Origin of the sequence: Pseudomonas furukawaii (genome assembly GCF_002355475.1) — a bacterium.
In the GTDB taxonomy this organism is placed as follows: Bacteria; Pseudomonadota; Gammaproteobacteria; order Pseudomonadales; family Pseudomonadaceae; genus Metapseudomonas; species Metapseudomonas furukawaii.
In genome coordinates this window covers 1,386,397-1,410,928 of the sequence record NZ_AP014862.1, presented here as the reverse complement: position 1 = coordinate 1,410,928, position 24,532 = coordinate 1,386,397, and the positions used below count along the sequence as shown (strand labels likewise).

Here is a 24,532-nt window from a genome sequence, read left to right as displayed (position 1 = left end):
ATCCAATTACAAACCAGCTCCCAGCCACGGACGACCGTGGTGCAGACGAACAAGGCGGGACGGCCCGTCATCCCTCCCGAGGGTTCTGCAATGTTCAAGAAGCTCCTGATCGCCAACCGTGGCGCCATCGCCTGCCGCATCCTGCGCACCCTCCGCCCGCTCGGCGTCGAAGGGGTCGCCGTGTACTCCGAAGCCGACGCCGCCAGCCTGCATATCCAGCAGGCGGACCAAGCCATCAGCCTGGGTGACGGCCCGGCCGCCAACACTTACTTGGTGGTGGAGAAGATCATTGGCGCCGCCCGTGAGAGCGGCGCCCAGGCGATCCATCCCGGTTACGGCTTCCTCTCCGAGAACGCCGCCTTCGCCGAGGCCTGCGAGGCCGCCGGCATCGCCTTCGTCGGGCCGACGCCTGCGCAGCTGCGGGTGTTCGGCCTCAAGCACACCGCCCGCGCCCTGGCCAAGGCCAACGGCGTGCCCATGCTGGAAGGCACCGACCTGCTGGAAAACCTCGACGCCGCCCAATCCGCCGCCGAGCGGGTGGGCTACCCGGTGATGCTGAAAAGCACCGCCGGCGGTGGCGGCATCGGCATGCGCGTGTGCCGCACCGCCGCCGAACTTGCCGACGCCTTCGAGGCGGTGAAGCGCCTGGGGCAGAACAACTTCAGCGATGCCGGGGTGTTCATCGAGAAGTACATCGAACGGGCCCGCCACCTGGAGGTGCAGGTGTTCGGCGACGGACGGGGCGAGGTGATCGCGCTCGGCGTGCGCGACTGCTCGGTGCAGCGACGCAACCAGAAGGTGCTGGAGGAAACTCCCGCGCCCAACCTGCCGGCCGGGATGGCCGATGAACTCTGCGCCGCCGCCATCCAGTTGGCCAAGGCGGTCAGCTACCGCAGCGCCGGCACCGTGGAGTTCGTCTATGACAGCGAGGCCGAACGCTTCTACTTCCTCGAAGTGAACACCCGCCTGCAGGTGGAGCACGGTGTCACCGAGCAGGTCTGGGGCGTCGACCTGGTGCGCTGGATGGTCGAGCTGGCCGCCGGCACCCTGGCGCCCCTCGCCGATCTGGCCAAGGACCTGCGCCCCAGCGGCCACGCCATCCAGGCGCGCCTCTATGCCGAGGACCCGGGGCGCGACTTCCAGCCCTGCCCCGGCCTGCTCACCGCCGTGGCCTTTCCCGAGGCGGACGGCCAGGCCCTGCGCATCGACACCTGGGTGGAAGCCGGCTGCGAGATCCCGCCCTACTTCGATCCGATGATCGCCAAGGTCATCGCCTGGGCGCCGACCCGCGATGACGCCAGCGCCGCCCTTGACCGCGCCCTGGCCACCACGACCCTCTACGGCGTGGAAACCAACCGCGACTACCTGCGACAGATCCTGGCCGACGCGCCCTTCGCCAGCGGCTCGCCCTGGACCCGCTGCCTGGAGGGCCTGGCGTACCGCGCCAGCACCGTCGAAGTGCTCGCCGCCGGCACCCAGACCAGCGTGCAGGACTACCCCGGCCGCCTCGGCTACTGGGCCGTGGGCGTGCCGCCGTCCGGCCCCATGGACAGCCGCGCCCTGCGCCTGGGCAACCGCCTGCTGGGCAACCCGGAAGGCGCCGCCGGCCTGGAAATCACCATGAGCGGCCCCAGCCTGCGCTTCAACACCGACGCGGTGGTGGCGGTCACCGGCGCGCCGATCCCGCTGAGCCTCGACGGCCAGCCCCAGCCCATGGACACCGCGCTGTTCATTCCCGCCGGCGCCACGCTGTCCATCGGCAGCATCAAGGGGGCCGGCGCGCGCAGCTACCTGTGCCTGCGCGGCGGCCTGCAAGTGCCGGACTACCTGGGCAGCAAGAGCACCTTCACCCTCGGCCAGTTCGGCGGCCATGGTGGCCGCGCCCTGCGCGCCGGCGACGTGCTGCACCTGGCACCGCTGGCCGACCGCGACGCCGGCGCCCGCCTGCCCGCCGAACTCTGCCCGCCGCTGCCGGAGCTGCGCCGCATCCGCGTGATCTACGGCCCCCACGGTGCGCCGGAGTACTTCACCCCGGCCTATATCGAGACCTTCTTCGCCACCGACTGGGAAGTGCACTTCAACTCCAGCCGCACCGGCGTGCGCCTGATCGGGCCCAAGCCGGAATGGGTGCGCGAGAGCGGCGGCGAAGCCGGCCTGCACCCCTCCAACATCCACGACAATCCCTACGCCATCGGCGCGGTGGACTTCACCGGCGACATGCCGGTGATCCTCGGCCCGGACGGCCCCAGCCTCGGCGGCTTCGTCTGCCCGGTGACGGTGATCGAGGCCGACCTCTGGCAGCTCGGCCAGCTCAAGGCCGGCGACAGGGTGCGCTTCGAGCCGGTGAGCATCGCCGAGGCCCGCTCCTGTTCCCCTCTCCCCTCTCCCCAACCCGCTCCCGGAGGGAGAGGGAGTCGTCCGCAGCTCACCTCTCCCGTGGTGCTCGACCTCGGCGAAGGCGACAAGCGCCTGGTGGCGCGTCTCTCCGGCGACACCCACCTGCTGCTGGAAATCGGTGCGGCGGAGCTGGACCTGGTGCTGCGCTTCCGCGCCCATGCGCTGATGCAGGCGCTGGAGGCCGAGGCGCTGGCCGGGGTGATCGACCTGACGCCCGGCATCCGCTCGCTGCAGGTGCATTACCAGCCCGAGACGCTGTCCCTGGAACGCCTGCTGGCGGTGGTCACGGGGCTCTGGGACGGCGTCTGCGCCGCACAGGACCTGGCCGTGCCCTCGCGCATCGTCCACCTGCCGCTGTCCTGGGACGACCCGGCCTGCCAACTGGCCATCGAGAAGTACATGACCACGGTGCGCAAGGACGCGCCCTGGTGCCCGAGCAACCTGGAGTTCATCCGCCGCATCAACGACCTGCCGAATCTCGACGAGGTGCAGCGCACGGTGTTCGAGGCCAGCTACCTGGTGATGGGCCTGGGGGATGTCTACCTCGGCGCGCCGGTGGCCACTCCGCTGGACCCGCGCCACCGCCTGGTGACCACCAAGTACAACCCCGCGCGCACCTGGACCGCCGAGAACTCCGTGGGCATCGGCGGCGCCTACATGTGCGTCTACGGCATGGAGGGCCCCGGCGGCTACCAGTTCGTCGGCCGTACCCTGCAGATGTGGAACCGCTACCGCGACCTCAAAGCCTTCGACGGCAAGCCCTGGCTGCTGCGCTTCTTCGACCAGATCCGCTTCTACCCGGTGTCTGCCGAGGAGCTGCTGCGCATCCGCCGCGACTTTCCCCTCGGGCGCTTCCCGTTGCGCATCGAGCAGAGCGAACTGCACCTGGCCGACTACCAGGCCTTCCTCGCCGCCGAGGCCGAGGGCATCGCCGCCTTCCGCACCCGGCAACAGGCCGCCTTCAATGCCGAGCGGGAGCGCTGGATCGCCAGCGGCCAGGCGCATTTCGAGAGCGAGGAGGTGGCGCCGGAGATGGGTGACGATGCGCCCCTGGACGCAGGCCAGCACGCCATCGAAAGCCATATCGCCGGCAACCTCTGGCAGGTGCAGGTGGCGGAAGGCGCCCGCGTGAAGGCCGGTGATGTGCTGGTGATCCTGGAGTCGATGAAGATGGAGATCCCCCTCACCGCCCCCCGCGACGGCGTGGTGCGCGAGGTGCGCGTGCAGCCCGGTTCGCCGGTGCGCGCCGGGCAGCGGGTGGTGGTGCTGGAGGAAGGCTGATCGGCGGGGCTCACCCGCCCCGGCGGCGGGCTGGGTGTTCTTCCGTTCGTACGGCGGTCTGCAGCTCAAGGAAAGGCCCGATGCGCCGATAGCCTGGCGTCAAACAGCCGTTCGTGACGGCGGCCACGCACCACGCTAGCATTGCGCCACCACCTGGAGGCCGCCGTATCCAATGCCGTTAGTCGAACACTCCAAGCACAGCCAGCGCCTGCTGGTCCTCGCCCTGGTGCTGCTGCTTGGCGGCGGCTTCCTCGCCACCTCCCTGGTGAGCTATCAGGCCTCGCTGAAATCCATCCGCAGCAGCATCGTCGACACCGAGCTGCCGCTGACCTCCGACAACGTCTACTCGGAGATCCAGAAGGACCTGGTCCGACCCATCCTGATTTCCTCGATGATGAGCCGCGACACCTTCGTTCGCGACTGGGTGATGCAGGGTGAAAAGGACGTGGGCCAGATGACCCGCTACCTGCGGGAGATCCAGGAGCACTACGGCGCCTTCACCAGCTTCTTCGTCTCCGAGCGCACGCTGACCTACTACCAGACCAAGGGTGTGCTCAAGCAGGTACGCGAGGGCGAGCCGCGCGATGTCTGGTACTTCCGCCTGCGGGACATGAAGGAGCCCTACGAGATCAACGTCGATGTGGACATGGCCAACCAGGACCGGTTGACCATCTTCATCAACTACAAGGTGTTCGATTACGACGGTCGCTTCCTCGGCGCCACCGGCGTGGGCCTGACGGTGGACGCGGTGATCAAGCTCATCGACCAGTACCAGCGCCGCTACGACCGCAGCGTGTACTTCGTCGACACCGAGGGCCGCATCGTGCTGACCGGCGCCGAGGGCGGCCCCCTGGGCGCCCGGGTGGGCACCTCGCTGTTCGACGTGCCGGGGCTGGACGATCTCAAGAGCAAGCTGTCCCGCCCGCAGATCGGCACCTTCGAGTACCACGAGCGCGGCCGTGACCACTTCCTCAATGTGCGCTTCATCCCGGAGCTGGACTGGTACCTGTTCGTCGACAAGCACGAGGGCGGACTGCTCGACGGCCTGCGCAAGACGCTCTACCTGAACCTGGCGATCTGCGTGCTGGTCACCCTGGTGGTGGTGCAGCTGCTTCGCCGGCTGATGCGCCGCTACCAGCGCCGCATCGCCGCCCTGGCCACCACCGACAGCCTCACCGGCCTGCCCAACCGTCGTGGCTTCGAGCTGCTGGCCGGCCAGGCGCTGCAGGAAGCCCGCCGCGACCGTCGCCCCCTGGCCGCGCTGCTGCTGGATCTCGACCACTTCAAGCAGCTCAACGACACCTACGGCCACCAGGCCGGCGACCTGGTGCTGCAGGGGTTCGCCCAGGACCTCCGGGACAGCCTGCGGCAGTCGGACATCATCTGCCGCTGGGGTGGCGAGGAGTTCATCATCCTGCTCAAGGACACCGGCAGCGCCACCGCCCTCCAACTCGCGGAGAAGGTGCGCAACGACGTCGCCGCGCGGCGTTATCCGTTCAAGGGTGTGAACCTGCAGGTCACCACCAGCGTCGGCCTGGCGGAGATGCACCCGGAAGACGCCCTGGACAGCCTGATCGGCCGCGCCGACCGGGGCCTGTACCGCGCCAAGCTGTCCGGCCGCAATTGCGTGTGCGTGGAGCCTTCGGGCAATCACGACGCGCTCTGAATCCGGCGGCGACGGGCGCCGCCTCAGGCCAGCAGTGCCACCGATTTGATCTGGGCCCAGATCGACTGGCCAGGATGCAGGCCCAGTTGATCCCGGGAAAAACGCGTGATGCGCGCCAGCAGCGGTGTGCCGTCCACGTCCAGGCGCACCAGCACCTGAGCCGGGTTCGCCGCGTCGGACAGGTCCACCACGCGAGCCGGCAGCAGGTTGAGGATGCTGCTGTCACGCTGCCTGTCCAGGCTGAGGCTGACGTCCCGGGCCAACACCCGGAGGCGCAGGCTGCGCCCCTCGGGCACCGGCGGATGGGCCACGCGGACGACAAGGGCGCTGCCCGACAGGCCCAGCGCGAGCAACTGGTAACGCTCGTCGAACCCCCGCACCCGCCCCTCGATCACCACGCCGGCGTCATCCTCCTGGGCAATCGGCAGGTCCACCCGCGACAGGGTCTCTTCCAGAGGGCCGCTGGCCAGTACCTGGCCGTTGTCCAGCAGCACCAGGTGGTCGGCCAGGCGCGCCACTTCATCCGGGGAATGGCTGACGTAGAGCACCGGGATGTCCAGTTCGTCGTGCAGGCGCTCCAGGTACGGCAGGATTTCGCCCTTGCGCTTGAGGTCCAGGGCCGCCAGTGGCTCGTCCATCAGCAGCAGGCGGGGACTGGTGAGCAGGGCACGGGCAATGCCGACCCGCTGCCGTTCACCTCCGGAAAGGCGATCAGGCATGCGTTCCAGCAGGTGGCCGATGCCGAGCAGCTCCACCGCCTGGGCAAGTTCCACGCGCCGCTCCCGGGCCGGAATGCGCCGCCAGCCGAACTCCAGGTTGCGCCGCACGGAGAGGTGCTCGAACAGGCTGGCCTCCTGGAAGACGTAACCCAGGCGCCGCTTGTGTGTGGGCAGGAAGAGGCCACGGGCGCTGTCCTGCCAGACTTCGCCATTGATCTCCAGGTAACCGTCGGCGGCCTGCTCCAGGCCGGCGATGCAGCGCAGCAGCGTGGTCTTGCCGGAGCCGGAATGACCGAACAGGGCACTGACGCCCCGACCGGGCAACACCAGGTCGGCCTCCAGGGAGAAGCCTTCGTAGGTCAGCTTGAAGCGGGCACGAATCGACTGCATGGGCTCAGGTCCAGCCGGGTTTCAGGCGCCGGCTGGTGTTGAGCGCCAGCAGGATGAGGAAGGAGAACAGCAGCATGCCGCCAGCCAGCCAGTGGGCCTGGGCATATTCCATCGCCTCGACGTGATCGAAGATCTGCACCGACACCACACGGGTCTTCTCCGGGATGTTGCCGCCGATCATCAGCACCACGCCGAACTCGCCGACGGTGTGGGCGAAACCGAGGATGGAGGCGGTGACGAAGCCCGGCCAGGCCAGCGGCAGGACCACGCTGAAGAAGGTGTCCCAGGGGCCCGCCCGCAGGGTCGCGGCGACCTCCAGGGGGCGGTTGCCGATGGCGCTGAAGGCGTTCTGCAGGGGCTGCACCACGAAGGGCATGGAGTAGATCACGGAGCCCACCACCAGGCCGGCGAAGGTGAAGGGCAAGGTGCCGAGACCCAGGCTCTGGGTGAACTGGCCGATGACGCCATGGGGCCCCATGCTCACCAGCAGGTAGAAGCCGATGACGGTGGGCGGCAGCACCAGGGGCAGGGCCACCACGGCCGCGACCGGTCCCTTGAGCCGCGAACGGGTGCGCGCCAGCCACCAGGCGACGGGCGTGCCCAGCAGCAGCAGGAGCAGCGTGGTGAGGGTGGCGAGTTCGAGTGTCAGCCGGATGGCGGCCAGGTCGGTGCTGTCGAGTGGAAAGCTCATGGAGTGGCCCGGGGCGGAGGGATTTCGCTATGTTGCGAACTATATAGCGAGCTTGACTCCCGGGCCAGAATCAGTCGCCCGCCAAGGCGGCGTCTTCCGCCTGCCGCATCAGCCGTTGCGGGTCGTCGTCCACGCCGCAGCCGAGATGGCCGATGCGCAACGCCAAGGGCCGGCGCGCGCCGGCATTGGCGCTGTCCAGCGCGGCGCGAAGACGGCGCGTGACGCTCTCGGGCTCGCCACGGGTCAACACCAGGAAGACTCCACCGCCCAGGCGCGCAAGGCACTCACCCTGGCCGAAGCGCTCGCGCAGGAATCGGGCGACCGCCATGACCCGGGCCTCGCCGTCCAGCCCGTCCAGCCCTTCCAGGACCAGGTGCAGCAGCAACAGGCGGGAATCTCCCCGTCGACGAGCGTCCTGCAAGGCCGACTCCGCCTGGCGCAGGAAACCGATGCGGTTGTTGAGCCCGCTCAGTTCGTCGGTCATTTCCAGGCGCAAGGCGCCCTGCTCCACGCGCTCGCGCTCGCAGGCCTCGTCGTAGAGCAGCCGATTCGCGGTGACCAGGTCCCGCGTCCGGTCCTCCACCCGTTGCTCCAGCTCGCGGTAGAGCTGGACGTTTTCCATGGCCACCGAGGTGGAGTCGGCCAGGGCCTGGAGCAGCGCCACCTCCCGCTCGCCGGCGCGGCGCTGGTCGGCCCAGTAGGTGCCGATGGCGCCCACCGGCGACAGACGCCGGATGGGCACCATGACCAGGCTTTTCACGAAGGTGGGGCGATAGGCGTCGTGGGGAATCCGCGGATCGCGGTAGATGTCTTCCACGACCACGGGCTCGCAATTGATCATGGCCCAACCGCTGATGCAGCTTTCGATGGGGAAGCGCAGGCCCTTCCACAGGGGCGAGATGGCGTCCTCATCCTTGTAGAAACAGCGGTCGTCGTCACGCAGCACGAAGGTGGCACCATCGGCGTTCACCAGTTCGCGCGCGGCGCTACGGACGATCTCGGCGATGCGATCGAGGTCGCGGGCCAGGGACAGTTCCTGGACGGCCCTCACCAGGCATTCGAGATTGCGCTCGTGACTGACAGCGAAACCCTCCATAGACCCACGCCTCCTGACCGGAACGGGAATCGTCCCGGCTTCATATCAGCACAGCGGATCAATCCTTGCGAGAGGGGGACAGCAATTCGATCTTGTAGCCGTCCGGGTCCTCGACGAAGGCGAGGATGCTGGTGCCGTGCTTCATCGGGCCCGGCTCGCGGGTGATCTTGCCGCCACGGGCACGAATGTCGTCGCAGGCCTTGTAGACATCGTCGACTTCCAGGGCGATGTGGCCATAGCCGGTGCCCAGCTCGTAGGCGTCCACGCCCCAGTTGTAGGTGAGCTCGATCACGCTGTTGTGGGCCTCGTCGCCATAGCCGACGAAGGCCAGGGTGAACTGGCCATCCGGGTAATCCTTGCGGCGCAGCAGGGTCATGCCCAGGACTTCGGTGTAGAAGGCGATGGATTTGTCCAGGTCGCCGACGCGCAGCATGGTATGCAGCAGTCTCATCGGTTCTTTCCTCATCAGGTGCCCGTTTTTCCGGGCTTCACAAAGACAAACCCCGGCTCGTGGCCGGGGATTTGCCGGTAGGAGCGAGCTTGCTCGCGAACCGGGGTGAAGGCAAAGCTTCGCGAGCGCGGCTCGCTCCTGCATCAGGCCGCTCAGATCAGCTTGCGGCCCTTGCCGGCGGCGATGCGCATGCGCAGGGCGTTGAGCTTGATGAAGCCCGCCGCGTCCTGCTGGTTGTAGGCGCCGCCGTCTTCCTCGAAGGTCGCGATGTTGGCGTCGAACAGCGAGTCGTCGGACTTGCGGCCGGTGACGATGACGTTGCCCTTGTACAGCTTCAGGCGCACCACGCCGTTCACGTTGGCCTGGGAGGCGTCGATCATCTGTTGCAGCATCAGGCGCTCGGGGCTCCACCAGAAGCCGTTGTAGATCAGGCTGGCGTACTTGGGCATCAGCTCGTCTTTCAGGTGGGCGACTTCGCGGTCCAGGGTGATGGACTCGATGGCGCGGTGGGCCTTGAGCATGATGGTGCCGCCGGGGGTCTCGTAGCAGCCACGGGACTTCATGCCGACGTAGCGGTTCTCGACGATGTCCAGGCGACCGATGCCGTTCTCGCCGCCGATGCGGTTCAGTTCGGCCAGCACCTGGGCGGGCGTCATGGCCTTGCCGTCGATGGCGACGATGTCACCGGCCTGGTAGGTCAGCTCGATGTAGGTGGGGGTATCCGGCGCGGCTTCCGGGGACTTGGTCCAGCGCCACATGTCCTCTTCGTGCTCGGTCCAGGTGTCCTCCAGCACGCCACCTTCATAGGAGATGTGCAGCAGGTTGGCGTCCATGGAGTACGGGGACTTCTTCTTGCCGTGGCGCTCGATCGGGATCGCGTGCTTCTCGGCGTAGTCCATCAGCTTCTCGCGGGACAGCAGGTCCCACTCGCGCCAGGGGGCGATCACCTTGACGCCCGGCTTCAGCGCGTAGGCACCCAGCTCGAAGCGCACCTGGTCGTTGCCCTTGCCGGTGGCGCCGTGGGAGATGGCGTCGGCGCCGGTCTCGTTGGCGATCTCGATCAGGCGCTTGGCGATCAGCGGACGGGCGATGGAGGTGCCCAGCAGGTACTCGCCTTCATAGATGGTGTTGGCGCGGAACATCGGGTAGACGAAGTCGCGGACGAACTCTTCGCGCAGGTCATCGATGTAGATTTCCTTGACGCCCAGGGCCTGGGCCTTGGCGCGGGCCGGCTCGACCTCCTCGCCCTGGCCGAGGTCGGCGGTGAAGGTCACCACTTCGCAGTTATAGGTATCTTGCAGCCACTTGAGGATCACCGAGGTGTCCAGGCCACCGGAATAAGCCAGGACAACCTTCTTCACGTCCGCCATGCCATCAACTCCACGGGGGTTGTACGAAAAACCCGTGATTCTACTGACCCTGGCGGCCAAATTACAGGGGCGCGACAGCTTGTGACGACGAGGCGACGGATTCTGTCGGCGACGCGACGAACGGCCTGTCAGGAACCGGTGGGGGCAGGCGCCTTCGCCGGCGGTGCTGGTGGGACGGCCGGGGCCTCGGACGCCGGCGCGGCGGGGGTCGCCGGGGCGTCGGCGGGCGTCGAGGGTGACGACTGGGGCAGGTCGACCCGGGAAAGCTGGACGGTGACGCGGCGGTTCTTCGCCCGGTTCGCCGAGCTGTTGTTGGGCACCAGCGGGTAGCGTTCGCCGTGGAAGCGCATGACCATCTGCGCCTCGGGGAAGCCGTTGGCCTTGAGGTACTCGAACACCGCCAGGGCGCGGCGACGCGACAGGTCGCGGTTGGTCAGGCGGTTGCCGCTGTTGTCGGAGTGGCCGTCGATCTCGATGTGATTGACGCTGGGATCGGCCTTGATGAAGTCGAGCATGATTTCCAGCCTGGCCCGGGCCATGTCGTCCAGTTCCATGCCGCCGCCGGGAAAGCCCAGTTGCATGCGCTTGACCTGGTCGAAGTTCACCGGCAGCAACTTCGCGGTGCAGTCCAGGTAGGCCTGGTAAGCCTGCTCGAACCGGGCCGGCAGCAGCCGCACCTCGAGCGCGTCGCCGCCCTGCAGGGTGCGATGGCGGATCACCGGGCTGCGCCCCTCCAGCAGGCCGGTGAGCAGGCGTCCGGCCTGCTGCTGGGAACTGTTGAAGGGCACCTCGCCCCCCTCCACGCTGACGACGCCGAGGTTGATGTCACCCCGTCCCGGCTGCCAGGGTGCGGCGGCGGCCAGCAGCGTGGCGGAGCCCGCACCCATCCAGCGTTCGCGGGCTTTCAGGCGGAAGGTGGCCTGCTCGCCTGCTCGACGGACGAATTCACCCGCACCGAAGTCGGTGATGGGCTGCGACAGACGGCACTCGAACTTGTCGCCTTCCACCTTCCACTCCACCTTTTCCAGACGCGTCTGGAAGGTGATGGCCATGGCCGGCAGGCTGGCGAACAAGCTCAGGAAGACGAGGTAGCGCTGGCGCACGGCGGGCTCCACGGGGAATTGCGGCGTTCCTGCTGGATATCGGTGTGACGTGAGAAAACTTGAGGGTGGATTCGTCGACAACCTGTGAACGGCGCGCGGCCGGCGTGCCCAGCGGGGCCTTTTCCGGTAGCATGTCCGCCCAGTTCTGCCCGCCTGGAAGCCCCCCATGTCCGACCGTTTGACCCTCCTGCGTCCCGACGACTGGCACATCCATCTGCGCGATGGTGCCGTTCTGGCCCATACCGTCGCCGATGCCGCCCGTACCTTCGGCCGCGCCATCATCATGCCCAACCTGGTGCCGCCGGTGCGCAATGCCGAGGAAGCCGACGCCTATCGCCAGCGCATCCTCGCTGCACGGCCGGCCGGCAGCCGCTTCGAGCCGCTGATGGTGCTCTATCTCACCGACCGCACCAGCCCTGAGGACATCCGCGCCGCCAAGGCTTCCGGTTTCGTCCACGCCGCCAAGCTCTACCCGGCCGGTGCCACCACCAACTCGGACTCCGGCGTCACCAGCATCGACAAGATTTTCCCGGCCCTGGAAGCCATGGCGGAAGTGGGCATGCTGCTGCTGGTGCACGGTGAAGTGACCCGTGGCGAAATCGATGTGTTCGACCGCGAGAAGGTCTTCATCGACGAGCACCTGTCCCGCGTGGTGCAACGCTTCCCCACCCTGAAGGTGGTGTTCGAGCACATCACCACCAGCGACGCGGTGCAGTTCGTCCAGTCGGCTCCAGCCAACGTGGGCGCCACCATCACCGCCCACCACCTGCTGTACAACCGCAACCATATGCTGGTGGGCGGCATTCGCCCGCACTTCTATTGCCTGCCGATCCTCAAGCGCAACGTTCACCAGGAAGCCCTGCTGGACGCGGCCGTGAGCGGCAGCCCGAAATTCTTCCTCGGCACCGATTCGGCCCCCCACGCCAAGCACGCCAAGGAAGCCGCCTGCGGCTGCGCCGGCTGCTACACCGCCTATGCGGCGATCGAGCTGTATGCGGAAGCCTTCGAGCAGCGCAACGCCCTGGACAAGCTGGAAGCCTTCGCCAGTTGCAACGGTCCGGACTTCTACGGTCTGCCGCGCAACAGCGACCGGATCACCCTGGTGCGCGAGGAATGGACCGCTCCCGCCACCCTGCCCCTGGGCGAACAGGTGGTGGTGCCGTTGCGTGCCGGCGAGAAGCTGCGCTGGCGCCTGCTGGAGGACCGCGCGTGAGCGAAGACCTCTACGACGACGAACTGGACGTCAGCCTGCCCTCAGGGCCGCGCCATCCAATGGCCGCCCGCTTCCGCGGCTACCTGCCGGTGGTGGTGGATGTGGAAACCGGCGGCTTCAACGCCGCTACCGACGCGCTACTGGAAATCGCCGCTACCACCGTCACGATGGATGAACAGGGCTTCCTCTATCCGGACCACACGCACTTCTTCCGTGTGGAGCCTTTCGCGGGCGCCAATATAGAGGCGGCAGCCCTGGAGTTCACCGGCATCAAGCTGGATCACCCGCTGCGGATGGCCGTGACCGAAGAGCATGCGCTGACGGAAATTTTCCGGGGCCTGCGCAAGTCGATCAAAGCCAATGGTTGCAAGCGCGCCATCCTGGTGGGCCACAACTCCAGCTTCGACCTGGGTTTCCTGAATGCCGCGGTCAACCGCACCGGCATCAAGCGCAACCCGTTCCACCCCTTCTCCAGCTTCGACACCGCCACCCTGGCGGGATTGGCCTACGGCCAGACCGTGCTGGCGAAGGCCTGCCAGGCTGCCGGCATCGATTTCGACGGACGCGAGGCGCACTCGGCACGCTACGACACCGAGAAGACCGCCGAGCTGTTCTGCGGCATCGTCAACCGCTGGAAGGAAATGGGCGGCTGGATGGACGACGACTGACCCATCCGCTTTCCAGAGCCCGAAAAAAAAGAAGCCCGGCAATGCCGGGCTTCTTCTTGCTGGCCGGAAAAACGCTTCTTACAGAGCGGAAGCGTTTTCGGACAGGTACTGGGCTACGCCTTCCGGAGAAGCGGTCATGCCCTTGTCGCCTTTCTTCCAGTTGGCCGGGCAGACTTCGCCATGCTCTTCGGTGAACTGCAGGGCATCTACCAGACGCAGCAGCTCGTCCATGTTGCGGCCCAGCGGCAGGTCGTTGACGATCTGGGAACGCACGACGCCGTTCTTGTCGATCAGGAAGGCGCCACGGTAGGCCACGCCACCCTCGGACTCGACGTCATAGGCCTGGGCGATTTCGTGCTTCATGTCGGCAGCCAGGGTGTACTTGACCGGGCCGATGCCGCCCTTGTCCACCGGGGTGTTGCGCCAGGCGTTGTGGGTGAAGTGGGAGTCGATGGACACGCCGATCACTTCCACGCCACGGGCCTGGAACTCGGGGATGCGGTGGTCCAGGGCGATCAGCTCGGACGGGCACACGAAGGTGAAGTCCAGCGGGTAGAAGAACACCAGGCCGTACTTGCCCTTGATGGCTTCGGACAGGGTGAAGTTGTCGACGATTTCGCCGTTGCCCAGCACTGCCGGTACGCTGAAGTCCGGAGCCTGCTTGCCTACGAGTACACTCATTCCATGTCTCCTGTTACATGAGTAGTCGGTGGGGAGGGTCCCGCAGCTTCGCCGGATACTGTGGCGGAGCCGTGACACCCGCTGCCAAAAGGACTGGCAATGATACACATGGCCGCCCTCTCCGCCCACCGCAATCGACTGGCGGACCAGGACTCGCCGCGACACCGGAAACACCCCACGAACCCGTCTAATTCGGGCCCTGCAAAGGCATCTTTGACAATCATTCTCATTACTATTAGTATCGCTGCTATCCGATCATCCTCTCTCGAGTCCCGAATCGCCATGTACGTCTGTCTCTGCCTGGGTGTCACTGACGGTCAAATTCGCGAAGCCATCTACGAAGGTTGCTGCAGCTACCGGGAAGTGCGTAATGCGCTCGAAGTAGGGACTCAATGCGGCAAGTGCGCTTGCGTCGCCAAGCAGGTGGTCAAGGAAACCCTCGCCGAAGTGCAGAGCAGCCAGGCCGCCCTCGCCTACCCCGCCACGTACGCCGTAGCCTGACCGTTCAGCGGATCGAAAAAAGCCGGACCTTGGAGTCCGGCTTTTTTGTGCTCGCTTTTCAAACATTTAGCATTCAAATGTAGAAGTTAAACATTCTTATTCATATTCGAATTCATTTGACTTTCAATAGCTTAGATTTGACACAACTAAACATGGAGATCAGAATTCCTCGATCATCCACTAATTCAACGGCAGGATTCCACATGAAAGGCGACAAGAAAGTCATACAGCATCTCAACAAGATTCTCGGCAACGAACTTGTTGCGATCAACCAATACTTCCTGCACGCCCGTATGTACGAAGACTGGGGTCTGAAGAAGCTGGGCGACCACGAGTACCACGAGTCCATCGACGAGATGAAGCATGCGGACAAGCTGATCAAGCGCATCCTCTTCCTCGAAGGCCTCCCCAACCTGCAGGACCTTGGCAAGCTGATGATCGGCGAGAACACCAAGGAAATGCTCGCCAGCGACCTCAAGCTCGAACTTCAGGCTGTACCGGACCTCAAGGCAGCCATTGCCTACTGCGAAAGTGTCGGTGACTACGGTAGCCGCGAGTTGCTGGAAGAGATCCTCGAATCCGAAGAGGAACACATCGACTGGCTGGAAACCCAACTGGGCCTGATCGAGAAAGTTGGTCTGGAAAACTACCTTCAATCGCAGATGGACGAATAATCCGTCAGCAACTTGTAAAGCCCTGCCTCGGCAGGGCTTTTTATTTATACGGAGTTTTCTGAAGAACAACCAAACGAGAGCGATTTCGAACCGCAAATAATACTTGAAGAGCTGAGTAAAACTTTCTGCAATAAAAAACCCCGCACTTGGCGGGGTTCTTCATCGAGCGTCCGGATCAGGCGCCGGCCTTGCTCACAGCTTCTTTGATAAGGGTCTGCAGTTCGCCCTTCTCGAACATTTCCACCAGGATGTCGCTGCCACCAACCAGCTCACCACCCACCCAAAGCTGCGGGAAGGTCGGCCAGTTGGCGTACTTCGGCAGGTTGGCGCGGATTTCCGGATTCTGAAGGATGTCGACGTAGGCGAACTTCTCGCCACAGCTCATCAGGACTTGGGCCGCGCGAGCCGAGAAGCCGCACTGAGGAGCGTTCGGCGAGCCTTTCATGTACAGCAGGACAGTGTTGTTGGCGATCTGCTCTTTGATGGTTTCGATGATATCCATTGGGCACCTCGGCTGAACTTTCCGACTGGCGAGTCGGCAGGATGGCGGCATTGTATAGGAAAGCCGAGCGAATCGCTCGGCCTTCCCTTGCCTTCAGGCGGCAACCACCTCCACGGGAACGCCATTCAACGCCGCATTGCCGGACAAGGCGTCCAGATGGCGCTCATCCGTGAGGTCGTTGACACTGGCACCGGGCTGTTCCCTCGCGATCCCCAGGCGCACGCCGGGACGCGCATGACCCCAACCGTGGGGCAGGCTCACCACGCCCGGCATCATGTCCTCACTGGCCCCGACCTCCACCTCGATCACCCCAACGCGTGACCGCACCTTCACCCGCTGGCCATCCACCAGACCCCGTGCCTCGAGGTCCTGGGGATGCATCAGCAGCTGGTGCCGCGGCTTGCCCTTCACCAGGCGATGGTAGTTGTGCATCCAGGAGTTGTTGCTTCGCACATGGCGTCGGCCGATCAGCACCAGTTGGCCATCATCGGGCAGAGGCTGGGCCGCGAAGCGCGCCAGATCGCCCAGCAGCAGGGACGGAGCCGCTTCCACCTGGCCGCTGGCGGTCTTGAGACGGCCACCGAGATTCGGTTTCAGCGGCCCCAGGTCGATGCCATGGGGATGCTCCCTCAAGCGCGCAACGGAGAGCTGGAGCCCGGAGCGATCGCCATAGGGCCCGGCCCGCAGTCCCAGGTCGATCATCTGCTCCGGCGCCAGGGTCGGCTTCAGGGACATCCCTGTCCGCGCCGCGAAGGCCCTGGCCAGGCCGACGAAAATCTCCCAGTCGTGTAAGGCGCCCTCGGGACGCGCCAGAACCGCCTCGTTGAAGCGCGTCACGTTCCGCACCGCGAACAGGTTGAAGGTGGTGTCGTAGTGGTCATGTTCCAGGGGCGCGGTGGGCGGCAGGATCAGGTCCGCGTAGCGGGTGGTCTCGTTGATGTAGAGATCGATGCTGACCATGAACTCCAACCCGTCCAGGGCCTGCTCCAGCTGTCGGCCATTGGGCGTGGACAACACCGGATTGCCGGCCACCGTGACCAGCGCACGTACCTGGCCCTCGCCGGCGGTGAGCATCTCCTCCGCCAACGCGGCCACCGGGAGTTCACCGCCATACTCGGGCAATCCGGACACGCGGCTTTGCCAGCGATTGAAGTGGCCACCCGAAGTCGCAGCGACCAGGTCCACTGCCGGCTCGGTGCAGAGGACGCCGCCGACCTGATCGAGGTTGCCGGTCACCAGGTTGATCAGTTGGATCAGCCATTGGCAGAGGGTACCGAAGGCCTGGGTGGAAACGCCCATACGGCCGTAGCACACCGCACGCTCGGCAGCGGCGAAGTCCCGGGCCAACTGGCGGATGACCTCAGCCGGGATACCGCAACGGGCACTCATGGACTCGGGCGTGAAGCCCACCACGGCCGCCCGGACCTGCTCCAGACCGTTCACCTGGAGGTGGCTGGCCCGGCCCAACCCTTCCTCGAACAGCGTGCTCAGCAGGCCAAGGAGCAACGCCACGTCCTGGCCGGGCCGGATGAACAGATGCTGGTCGGCCATGGCCGCCGTCTCGCTGCGGCGCGGGTCCACCACCACCAGCCGGCCGCCCCGGGCCTGCAGCGCCTTCAGGCGTTTTTCGACATCCGGCACGGTCATGATGCTGCCATTGGAGGCGAGGGGATTGCCGCCCAGTATCAGCATGAAGCCGGTGTGATCGATGTCGGGAATCGGAATCAGCAGGCCATGACCGTACATCTGGTGGCTGACCAGGTGATGGGGCAACTGGTCGACCGAGGTAGCGGAGAAGCGCCCACGGGTCTTCAACAGGCCGAGGAAATAGTTGCTGTGGGTCATCAACCCGTAGTTGTGCACGCTGGGATTGCCCTGGTACACGGCCACCGCATCGTTGCCGTGGCGGGCCTGGATGTCCGCCAGGCGTTCGGCCACCAGGGCGAAGGCCTCGTCCCAGTCGATGGGCAACCACTCGTCTCCGGCACGACGCAGGGGGCGGCGGATGCGATCCGGGTCGTTCTGGATATCCTGCAGGGCCACTGCCTTGGGGCAGATATGACCTCGGCTGAAGCTGTCCAGGGCATCCCCCTTGATGGAGAGGATGCGACGGCTGCCGTCAGCCTGGTCCTCGGTCTCGATGCTCAGGCCGCAGATGGCCTCGCAGAGATGGCACGCTCGGTGGTGGAGGGTCTTGGTCATCGCCTGGCCTCATGTTCTTGTTCGAGACGACCGGTCGGGTCGCGAGATCAAGACTATGGCGCCGGTTCGGGCAGCCGGCCAGTAGCCTCAACGGCATGAATCGGCAGGCATCAGACCTGCCGATTCGACTTACCGGCTCAGCGGATCGACTGGATGGTGCCCTTGTTGCCGGTCACCTTCACGCTGACCTGCTTGAAGACGAGGTAGTCGTTCACGCTCACTTCGTAGCGCGGAGCGACGATCAGGTCGGCGCCGGAACCTTTCACCGCCTTGAACGCCGCAGCGGCCTTGGCGCTGGAGACCGGGTCGAAGGCGGCCAGGTTGATCCCGGAGCCGCTCTCGGCGCCATAGGTCACGCCGTCGGCGAACTGGTTGTCGCCACCGATCTTGATGACGCCAAACAGGATGTTTACCGACGATTGGCCGCTGATGGCCTCGCCGACGGCGACATCCGCCTTCAGATTGGTCTTGACTGCGCCAGCGACCGGGGCGATCGGCTGGCTGACGTTGTAGCTGCTGCAGCCGGTGACGGCGGCGATGACGGTGACCAGGCCGGCGGTAGCAAGGAACTTCTTCATTTATATCTCCATGATTCAGGTATGGCGTGATGGCCTCGCAGAACATCCATCTGCGACCCATCCCCCGAAGCCGTGCTCGGGGGACGCGAAACCTTAGCAACGGGGTCCCCAGGCGCATCAGTTCACGCCTTCCCAAGCTGCCTGTTGAAATTTCCTATCGAGCACCGTCGAGCTCGGCATCGGCGAGGGGGAAAACCGCCATTCCCACCCGGCTATTCCGTGACGAACCCGCGAGGGAAACGGCCTCAAACGCCACCGAGCCGGCCCCGTCCAGGCCCCTGTTGGCATCAGGCGACAAATCCTTATAAGATCGCGCCTTCCCCCTAATCGTCGCCACGTGCGGCTTCAACCGCCCGTCCCGCCTACGTTGTTCCCGCATCACCCGGCCAGGACAGCGGCCAAAGGCAAAAGAAGAAAGGTAGTAACCATGAGCGCTAGGCATTTTCTCTCCCTGATGGACTGCACTCCCCAGGAGCTGAACAGCCTGATCCGTCGAGGCACCGAGCTGAAGGATCTGCGCAACCGAGGCGTGCGTTACGAACCCCTGAAGAGCCGCGTACTGGGGATGATCTTCGAGAAGGCGTCCACCCGGACTCGCCTGTCCTTCGAGGCGGGCATGATCCAGCTCGGCGGCCAGGCCATCTTCCTGTCCCCGCGCGACACCCAGCTGGGTCGCGGCGAGCCCATCAGCGACTGCGCCATCGTCATGTCGCGCATGCTGGATGCGGTGATGATCCGCACCTTCGCCCACAGCACGCTGACCGAATTCGCCGCCCACTCCCGCGTGCCGGTGATCAACGGCCTGTCCGACGACCTGCACCCCTGCCAGTTGCTGGCGGACATGCAGACCTTCCTCGAACATCGCGGAAGCATCCAGGGCAAGACGGTGGCCTGGATCGGCGACGGCAACAACATGTGCAACTCCTATATCGAGGCGGCCATCCAGTTCGACTTCCAGCTGCGCGTCGCCTGCCCGGAAGGCTACGAACCCAGCGCCAGCCTGCTCGCCAGGGCCGGCGACCGCGTGATGGTGACACGCGACCCGAAGGAGGCCGTGACCGGCGTCCACCTGGTGAGCACCGATGTCTGGACCTCCATGGGCCAGGAAGAGGAAACCGCCAAGCGCCTGGCACTGTTCTCCCCGTACCAGGTGAACAAGGCGCTCCTCGACCTCGCCGCCGAGGACGCAATCTTCATGCATTGCCTGCCGGCCCACCGCGGTGAAGAAATCAGCGAGGACCTGCTGGACGACCCGCGCTCCGTCGCCTGGGACCAGGCGGAGAACCGACTCCACGCCCAGAAGGCGCTGCTCGAACTGCTGGTCGAACACGCCCACCACGCATGACCCACGACATTCTCCTCAGCCTCCGCAACCTGACCTGCGGCTACCACGACCAGCATGTGGTACGGGGGTTGAACCTCCACCTCAACGCCGGCGATATCGGCTGCCTGCTCGGCCCCTCCGGCTGCGGCAAGACCACCACGCTGCGTGCCATCGCGGGATTCGAGCCGGTGCTCGAAGGGGAAATCCAGCTGGCCGACGAAGTCATCTCCCGCGCTGGCTTCACCCTGGCGCCGGAGAAGCGACGCATCGGCATGGTCTTCCAGGACTACGCCCTGTTCCCGCACCTGACGGTGGCCGACAACGTCGCCTTCGGCATCCGCAAGGCCCCCGACAGCGAACGCAAGGTGGCCGAACTGCTGGAACTGGTGAAGCTGGGTCATCTTGCCAAGCGCTATCCCCATGAGTTGTCGGGCGGTCAGCAACAGCGCGTCTCCCTCGCCCGGGCCCTGGCACCGGAACCTCGCCTGCTGCTGCTGGACGAGCCCTTCTCCAATCTCGATGGCGAACTGCGCCGCCGACTGAGCCAGGAAGTCCGGGAGATCCTCAAGGCGCGGGGCACCAGCGCCATCCTGGTGACCCACGATCAGGAAGAGGCCTTCGCCGTCAGCGACCATGTCGGCGTGTTCCGCAATGGCCTGCTGGAACAGTGGGACACCCCCTACAACCTCTACCACGAGCCGGTGACGCCCTTCGTCGCCAGCTTCGTCGGCCAGGGTTACTTTATCCGCGGCCAGTTGGTGTCGGCCGATGCGGTGAGCACCGAACTGGGCACCATCCGTGGCAACCGCGCCTATGCCTGGCCCCAGGGCTCGGCGGTGGACGTACTGCTGCGTCCGGACGACATCGTCCACGCGCCGGAGAGCGACCTGCGGGCGACGGTGATCGGCAAGACCTTCCTCGGTGCCGCCACGCTGTATCGCCTGCAACTGGCCACCGGCAGCCAGCTGGAATCCATCTTCCCCAGCCATGCCGACCACCAGCCCGGCCAGGACGTAGGCATTCGCGTTGCCGCCGATCACCTGGTGGTCTTCCCCGCCCAGGGCAGCGTCGCCGCCCACTTCACACCCCAGGAGTCCGGCGTTCGCCGCATCAGCGGGGCGCTCTGACACTCGGCAAAAAAGGCGCAAATGCGCCTTTTCATGAGCCTCACGACGAGGGGGTCAGGCTCCGTATCGCCCGCCTTCCCGCGCCCTCATACCCAGAGCCTGCCACTGGCCACCAGCACCGAGTGCCCGGCGATGCTCACGCGATCGCCATCCAGGCGGCACCAGAGTTCGCCGCTGCGGGCGGAACACTGCTCGGCCCGCAAGACGCGCTTGCCGAGCCGGTTGGCCCAATAGGGAATCAGCATGCAGTGGGCGGCCCCGGTCACCGGGTCCTCCTCGATCCCGATCACCGGTGCGAAGAAGCGTGAAACGAAGTCGTGCTTCATGCCTGGCGCCGTGACGATCACACCGGCCCAAGGCAACTTCGCCAACGCCTTGAAGTCCGGCGAGCAGGCACGAACCGCCTGTTCGCTGTCCAGCACCGCCATCAGGAAACTGGCCCCCAAGGCGTCCACCGGCGCGACGCCCAGGGCATGTTCCAGCTCCAGGGTCACCCCGGCTTCCTGGGGAACCTGGGCCGGGAAATCCAGGGCCAGGCGCCCCTCCTCCTCGCGGCTCACCCGCAAAGGGCCGGACTTGCTGGTGAACTCCAGGCGATCACCCGGCTCCTGGAAAATCTCCAGCAACACGTGGGCGCTGGCCAGGGTCGCGTGGCCGCAGAGCGGAACCTCCGCCTTGGGCGTGAACCAGCGGATATGCCAGGCGCTCCCCTCCCTGACCAGGAAGGCGGTTTCCGACTGGTTGTGCTCTGCGGCGATACGCTGCATCAGTTGGTCATCTAGCCAGGCGTCGAGGCGATAGACCACTGCCGGGTTGCCGCCGAAGGGGCGTTGGGTGAAGGCGTCGACCTGGTGGAAATCCAGCTGCATGGCGAGCTCCTGAAGGGGTGAGAGGTCCAGCATGCCAGCTTGCGGCGCTCCTTGCGCCGTACAGTCGCCAGCATCGGATTGAGTACAGCTCGCCCAGTGCGACGGCGCCAGTCCAAGGCGCGGACGCACCCCGGCGGCTCAGGCGCCGCTGCGAACCCGCTGCACCGCGTCCAGCCAGCCCTCGTAGAGCTTCTTTCGATGAGCCTCGGCCATACGCGGCACGAAGCGTTGCTGGCGATGCCAATGGCCGGCCACCTCGTCGAGGTCTCGATAGAGACCGGCCTGCAGGCCCGCCAGGTAGGCCACTCCGAGGGCCGTGGTCTCGGTCACTTCGGGACGCTCAACCGGCACCCCGAGAATGTCCGCCAGGAACTGCATCACCCAGTTGTTCTCCACCATGCCGCCGTCCACCCGCAGCGCGCTGGGGGCCGCCGCACCGTCCTGGGCCATGGCTTCCAGCAGGTCGCGTGTCTGATAGCAGACCGATTGCAGGCCAGCGGTGACGATCTCCTTGATTCCGGTGTCGCGGGTCAGGCCGAAGATCGCACCACGGGCGCGCGGGTCCCAGTAAGGGGCCCCGAGCCCGGTGAAGGCCGGCACCAGATAGACCCCGCAGGCATCGCCGGTCTGCTCCGCCAGTGCCTCGGTATCGCGGGCATGGCTGATGAGCTTGATGCCGTCGCGCAGCCACTGCACGGCGGCGCCGGCGACGAAAATGCTGCCTTCCACCGCATAGCTCACCTTGCCGTTCAGGCGATAGCCCACGGTGGTAAGCAGCCGGTTGCGCGAGACCACTGGCCGCTCACCGGTGTTCTGGATCATGAAGCAGCCTGTTCCATAGGTGCTTTTCACCATGCCCGGCTGGAAGCAGGCCTGCCCCACCAGGGCCGCCTGCTGGTCGCCGGCCATGCCCAGCACCGGGATGCCCGCCCCCAGCAGCGAAGGGTTGGTCTCGCCGAACTCGGCGGCACAATCCAGCACCTCCGGCAGCAGGCTCGCGGGAATGCCGAACAGTTTCAGCAAGTCGAGGTCCCACTGCTGGCTGTGGATATTGAACAGCAGCGTTCGCGAGGCGTTGGTGGCATCGGTGCGATGCGCCTTGCCGCCGGTGAGGCGCCAGAGCAGGAAGCAATCCACGGTGCCGAAACGCAGCTCCCCACGCTCGGCACGCTCCCGGGCACCGGGGACGTTCTCCAGCACCCAGCGCAACTTTGTGGCGGAGAAATAGGGGTCGATCAAGAGCCCGGTCCGCGCGGCCACATCGGCTTCATGGCCGGCGGCCTTCAGCTCGGAACAGTAGTCGGCCGTGCGCCGATCCTGCCAGACGATCGCCGGGTGGATCGGCGTACCGGTGACGGCATCCCACACCAGGGTGGTTTCCCGCTGGTTGGTGATGCCGATGGCGGCGATATCCGCCGGATTCAGCCCACTCTGCTGGATGGCTTCGCGACAGACCTTGAGGGTGGTCAGCCAGATCTCCTCGCCGTCGTGCTCCACCCAGCCATCCTGGGGAAAGTACTGGGTGAACTCCTGCTGGGCCCGAGCCACCGGCAGGCCCTGGGCGCTGAAGACAATGGCGCGGCTGCTGGTGGTGCCCTGGTCGATGGCGAGCAGGTATTGGGCCATGGCGATGCTTCCTTGTTATGGGTTCTGGAGCCAGCGGAGCGCCGGGGAACGGGGAACGCGCTCAGGGCCGGCCGATATCGGCGAACTGCCCCTGGGTATGGGTGGCCAGGGTCTCGGCGGCGAGTTCCACCTCCAGTCCCCGACGCCCGGCGCTGACATGAATGCTGTCGAACCGGCGGGCGCTGCTGTCGATGAAGGTACGCAGGCGCTTCTTCTGCCCCAGCGGGCTGATGCCGCCCACCAGGTAACCGGTGGCCCGCTGTGCCTGGTTCGGGTCCGCCATCTCGGCCTTCTTCGCGCCCGCAGCCTGGGCCAGGGCCTTGAGGTCGAGGGTGCCGGCCACCGGCACCACCGCCACCAGCAACTCGCCCTTCTCGGTGGTCGCCAGCAGGGTCTTGAACACCCGGGCGGGGTCCAGGTTGAGCTTTTCGGCGGCCTCCAGACCATAGGAGGGCGCCTTGGGGTCGTGGGCATAGCTGAGCACCTTGTGCTCGGCCTTGGCCTTCTTCAGCAGATCGATGGCGGGAGTCATGTTCGATTGTGAAAATCCTGCGACAGATTCGGCGTACCTTAGCGGAAAAGCGGCCATTCGGCAGCACGCCGCTATAATGCCGCGCAGCACAAGGAGCCAGCATGAACCTGGGCCCACGACAACAGGACATCCTCGAACTCGCCCGCGATCGCGGCTACGTCAGCATCGACGAACTGGCCCAGGCCTTCGCCGTGACCCCGCAGACCATCCGCCGCGACATCAACCAGCTGGCCGAACACGGCCTGCTGCGGCGAACCCACGGCGGCGCGGCGGCCGAGGCCTCGAGCATCCAGAATACCGCCTACGCCATGCGCGCCGGCCAGAACCGCGACGAGAAGCAGCGGATCGCCGACGCGGTGGCCGAGTACATCCCCGACCACGCCTCGCTGTTCATCAACATCGGCACCACCACCGAAGCCATCGCACGCGCCCTCATGGGCCACAAGGGCCTGAAGGTGATCACCAACAACCTCCATGTGGCGGCACAACTGGCGGACAAGTCGGACTTCGAGGTCCTGGTGGCTGGCGGCACGGTGCGCAGCGACGGCGGCATCGTCGGCCAGGCGGCGGTCGACTTCATCCACCAGTTCAAGGTGGACTACGCCGTGGTGGGCATCAGCGGCATCGACGAAGACGGCAGCCTGCTGGATTTCGACTACCAGGAAGTCCGCGTCTCCCAGGCCATCATCGACAACGCCCGCCAGGTATTCCTTGCCGCCGACTCCAGCAAGTTCGGCCGCAACGCCCTGGTTCGCCTGGGCTCCATCGCCCTGGTGGACCGCCTGTTCACCGACCACCAGCCCTCCCCCGCCCTTTCCCGCCTCCTCGCCGAGCACAAGGTCCACCTGGAACGGGTCTGACCGACGCCAGC

At 65.9% G+C, this 24,532-nt stretch carries 22 protein-coding genes; 9 read left to right on the top strand and 13 right to left on the bottom strand.

From position 1 onward, the window contains the following. Positions 1-90 precede the first annotated feature (90 nt). Both uca and KF707C_RS06575 read left to right on the top strand, forming a co-directional pair. Positions 91-3,678: an urea carboxylase gene (gene uca, locus KF707C_RS06580; RefSeq protein WP_003453433.1), complete on the top strand. Its 3,588-nt coding sequence runs from the start codon at positions 91-93 to the stop codon at positions 3,676-3,678. 172 nt (positions 3,679-3,850) lie between these two features. Continuing rightward, positions 3,851-5,344, top strand: a complete 1,494-nt coding sequence (locus KF707C_RS06575) for a sensor domain-containing diguanylate cyclase (RefSeq protein ID WP_003453435.1) — start codon at positions 3,851-3,853, stop codon at positions 5,342-5,344. 23 nt (positions 5,345-5,367) lie between these two features. On the opposite strand, the gene modC is transcribed toward KF707C_RS06575, so the two are convergent. The 6 genes from modC to KF707C_RS06545 form a co-directional block, all read right to left on the bottom strand. Next, entirely contained in the window at positions 5,368-6,453 is a 1,086-nt protein-coding gene (gene modC, locus KF707C_RS06570) for a molybdenum ABC transporter ATP-binding protein (protein WP_003453437.1), read from the bottom strand. Positions 6,454-6,457: 4 nt separating this feature from the next. Further along, positions 6,458-7,144 carry a molybdate ABC transporter permease subunit gene (gene modB, locus KF707C_RS06565; RefSeq protein WP_003453439.1) on the bottom strand — a complete coding sequence of 229 codons (687 nt, stop codon included), beginning with the start codon at positions 7,142-7,144 and terminating at the stop codon, positions 6,458-6,460. Between the two features lie 70 nt (positions 7,145-7,214). Continuing rightward, positions 7,215-8,240, bottom strand: coding sequence for a sensor domain-containing diguanylate cyclase (locus KF707C_RS06560; protein ID WP_003453442.1), 1,026 nt, complete (start codon positions 8,238-8,240; stop codon positions 7,215-7,217). 58 nt (positions 8,241-8,298) lie between these two features. Further along, positions 8,299-8,691 carry a lactoylglutathione lyase gene (gene gloA, locus KF707C_RS06555; protein WP_003453444.1) on the bottom strand — a complete coding sequence of 131 codons (393 nt, stop codon included), beginning with the start codon at positions 8,689-8,691 and terminating at the stop codon, positions 8,299-8,301. A 152-nt stretch (positions 8,692-8,843) separates the two neighbouring features. Continuing rightward, on the bottom strand, positions 8,844-10,061 hold the full coding sequence (locus KF707C_RS06550; protein ID WP_003245607.1) for an argininosuccinate synthase: 1,218 nt from the start codon (positions 10,059-10,061) through the stop codon (positions 8,844-8,846). 128 nt (positions 10,062-10,189) lie between these two features. Continuing rightward, complete coding sequence (locus KF707C_RS06545) at positions 10,190-11,164, bottom strand: flagellar protein MotY (RefSeq protein WP_003453446.1); 975 nt, start codon at positions 11,162-11,164, stop codon at positions 10,190-10,192. A gap of 166 nt (positions 11,165-11,330) precedes the next feature. Between KF707C_RS06545 and pyrC the strand changes: the two genes are divergently transcribed. Both pyrC and rnt read left to right on the top strand, forming a co-directional pair. Further along, positions 11,331-12,377, top strand: a complete 1,047-nt coding sequence (gene pyrC / locus KF707C_RS06540; protein ID WP_003453448.1) for a dihydroorotase — start codon at positions 11,331-11,333, stop codon at positions 12,375-12,377. Next, positions 12,374-13,045 (top strand): ribonuclease T, encoded by a 672-nt coding sequence (rnt, locus tag KF707C_RS06535; RefSeq protein ID WP_003453450.1) that lies wholly within the window; start codon positions 12,374-12,376, stop codon positions 13,043-13,045. Before pyrC ends, rnt begins: the two co-directional genes overlap by 4 nt. 78 nt (positions 13,046-13,123) lie before the next feature. Here rnt and KF707C_RS06530 read toward each other — a convergent pair whose 3' ends face one another. After that, complete coding sequence (locus KF707C_RS06530; protein WP_003453452.1) at positions 13,124-13,726, bottom strand: peroxiredoxin; 603 nt, start codon at positions 13,724-13,726, stop codon at positions 13,124-13,126. A 282-nt stretch (positions 13,727-14,008) separates the two neighbouring features. On the opposite strand from KF707C_RS06530, the gene KF707C_RS06525 reads away from it, so the two are divergent. Then, positions 14,009-14,227, top strand: coding sequence for a bacterioferritin-associated ferredoxin (locus KF707C_RS06525; protein ID WP_003453454.1), 219 nt, complete (start codon positions 14,009-14,011; stop codon positions 14,225-14,227). A 203-nt stretch (positions 14,228-14,430) separates the two neighbouring features. Beyond that, on the top strand, positions 14,431-14,901 hold the full coding sequence (gene bfr, locus KF707C_RS06520; protein ID WP_003453455.1) for a bacterioferritin: 471 nt from the start codon (positions 14,431-14,433) through the stop codon (positions 14,899-14,901). 175 nt (positions 14,902-15,076) lie between these two features. On the opposite strand, the gene grxD is transcribed toward bfr, so the two are convergent. The 3 genes from grxD to KF707C_RS06505 form a co-directional block, all read right to left on the bottom strand. Then, positions 15,077-15,403 (bottom strand): Grx4 family monothiol glutaredoxin, encoded by a 327-nt coding sequence (gene grxD, locus KF707C_RS06515; RefSeq protein ID WP_003453456.1) that lies wholly within the window; start codon positions 15,401-15,403, stop codon positions 15,077-15,079. A 93-nt stretch (positions 15,404-15,496) separates the two neighbouring features. Next, entirely contained in the window at positions 15,497-17,605 is a 2,109-nt protein-coding gene (locus KF707C_RS06510) for a molybdopterin oxidoreductase family protein (protein ID WP_003453457.1), read from the bottom strand. Between the two features lie 137 nt (positions 17,606-17,742). Then, the gene (locus tag KF707C_RS06505; RefSeq protein WP_003453461.1) at positions 17,743-18,183 is read right to left on the bottom strand and encodes a hypothetical protein; all 441 of its coding nucleotides are present in this window, start codon (positions 18,181-18,183) and stop codon (positions 17,743-17,745) included. Positions 18,184-18,610: 427 nt separating this feature from the next. Between KF707C_RS06505 and argF the strand changes: the two genes are divergently transcribed. Together argF and KF707C_RS06495 are read left to right on the top strand one after the other, a co-directional pair. Then, the gene (argF, locus tag KF707C_RS06500; protein ID WP_003453462.1) at positions 18,611-19,528 is read left to right on the top strand and encodes an ornithine carbamoyltransferase; all 918 of its coding nucleotides are present in this window, start codon (positions 18,611-18,613) and stop codon (positions 19,526-19,528) included. After that, positions 19,525-20,634, top strand: coding sequence for an ABC transporter ATP-binding protein (locus KF707C_RS06495; protein ID WP_003453463.1), 1,110 nt, complete (start codon positions 19,525-19,527; stop codon positions 20,632-20,634). Before argF ends, KF707C_RS06495 begins: the two co-directional genes overlap by 4 nt. An 86-nt stretch (positions 20,635-20,720) precedes the next feature. Here the strand turns inward: KF707C_RS06495 and KF707C_RS06490 are convergent, their stop codons facing one another. From KF707C_RS06490 to ybaK, 3 genes are all read right to left on the bottom strand, one after another. Continuing rightward, a complete protein-coding gene (locus KF707C_RS06490; protein ID WP_003453464.1) occupies positions 20,721-21,503 on the bottom strand; it encodes a PhzF family phenazine biosynthesis protein in 783 nt (260 codons plus the stop codon). Positions 21,504-21,641: 138 nt separating this feature from the next. Next, entirely contained in the window at positions 21,642-23,129 is a 1,488-nt protein-coding gene (glpK, locus tag KF707C_RS06485) for a glycerol kinase GlpK (RefSeq protein ID WP_003453466.1), read from the bottom strand. Positions 23,130-23,190: 61 nt separating this feature from the next. After that, positions 23,191-23,661 carry a Cys-tRNA(Pro) deacylase gene (ybaK, locus tag KF707C_RS06480; protein ID WP_003453469.1) on the bottom strand — a complete coding sequence of 157 codons (471 nt, stop codon included), beginning with the start codon at positions 23,659-23,661 and terminating at the stop codon, positions 23,191-23,193. A 101-nt stretch (positions 23,662-23,762) separates the two neighbouring features. Between ybaK and KF707C_RS06475 the strand changes: the two genes are divergently transcribed. Beyond that, positions 23,763-24,521, top strand: a complete 759-nt coding sequence (locus KF707C_RS06475; protein ID WP_003453471.1) for a DeoR/GlpR family DNA-binding transcription regulator — start codon at positions 23,763-23,765, stop codon at positions 24,519-24,521. Positions 24,522-24,532 lie beyond the last annotated feature (11 nt).

Coding starts and splice junctions, on each gene's coding strand:
- uca (WP_003453433.1), top strand. CDS start 91: ATGTTCAAGAAGCTCCTGATCGCCAACCGTGGCGCCATCGCCTGCCGC.
- KF707C_RS06575 (WP_003453435.1), top strand. CDS start 3,851: ATGCCGTTAGTCGAACACTCCAAGCACAGCCAGCGCCTGCTGGTCCTC.
- modC (WP_003453437.1), bottom strand. CDS start 6,453: ATGCAGTCGATTCGTGCCCGCTTCAAGCTGACCTACGAAGGCTTCTCC.
- modB (WP_003453439.1), bottom strand. CDS start 7,144: ATGAGCTTTCCACTCGACAGCACCGACCTGGCCGCCATCCGGCTGACA.
- KF707C_RS06560 (WP_003453442.1), bottom strand. CDS start 8,240: ATGGAGGGTTTCGCTGTCAGTCACGAGCGCAATCTCGAATGCCTGGTG.
- gloA (WP_003453444.1), bottom strand. CDS start 8,691: ATGAGACTGCTGCATACCATGCTGCGCGTCGGCGACCTGGACAAATCC.
- KF707C_RS06550 (WP_003245607.1), bottom strand. CDS start 10,061: ATGGCGGACGTGAAGAAGGTTGTCCTGGCTTATTCCGGTGGCCTGGAC.
- pyrC (WP_003453448.1), top strand. CDS start 11,331: ATGTCCGACCGTTTGACCCTCCTGCGTCCCGACGACTGGCACATCCAT.
- KF707C_RS06530 (WP_003453452.1), bottom strand. CDS start 13,726: ATGAGTGTACTCGTAGGCAAGCAGGCTCCGGACTTCAGCGTACCGGCA.
- KF707C_RS06525 (WP_003453454.1), top strand. CDS start 14,009: ATGTACGTCTGTCTCTGCCTGGGTGTCACTGACGGTCAAATTCGCGAA.
- bfr (WP_003453455.1), top strand. CDS start 14,431: ATGAAAGGCGACAAGAAAGTCATACAGCATCTCAACAAGATTCTCGGC.
- grxD (WP_003453456.1), bottom strand. CDS start 15,403: ATGGATATCATCGAAACCATCAAAGAGCAGATCGCCAACAACACTGTC.
- KF707C_RS06510 (WP_003453457.1), bottom strand. CDS start 17,605: ATGACCAAGACCCTCCACCACCGAGCGTGCCATCTCTGCGAGGCCATC.
- KF707C_RS06505 (WP_003453461.1), bottom strand. CDS start 18,183: ATGAAGAAGTTCCTTGCTACCGCCGGCCTGGTCACCGTCATCGCCGCC.
- argF (WP_003453462.1), top strand. CDS start 18,611: ATGAGCGCTAGGCATTTTCTCTCCCTGATGGACTGCACTCCCCAGGAG.
- KF707C_RS06495 (WP_003453463.1), top strand. CDS start 19,525: ATGACCCACGACATTCTCCTCAGCCTCCGCAACCTGACCTGCGGCTAC.
- KF707C_RS06490 (WP_003453464.1), bottom strand. CDS start 21,503: ATGCAGCTGGATTTCCACCAGGTCGACGCCTTCACCCAACGCCCCTTC.
- glpK (WP_003453466.1), bottom strand. CDS start 23,129: ATGGCCCAATACCTGCTCGCCATCGACCAGGGCACCACCAGCAGCCGC.
- ybaK (WP_003453469.1), bottom strand. CDS start 23,661: ATGACTCCCGCCATCGATCTGCTGAAGAAGGCCAAGGCCGAGCACAAG.
- KF707C_RS06475 (WP_003453471.1), top strand. CDS start 23,763: ATGAACCTGGGCCCACGACAACAGGACATCCTCGAACTCGCCCGCGAT.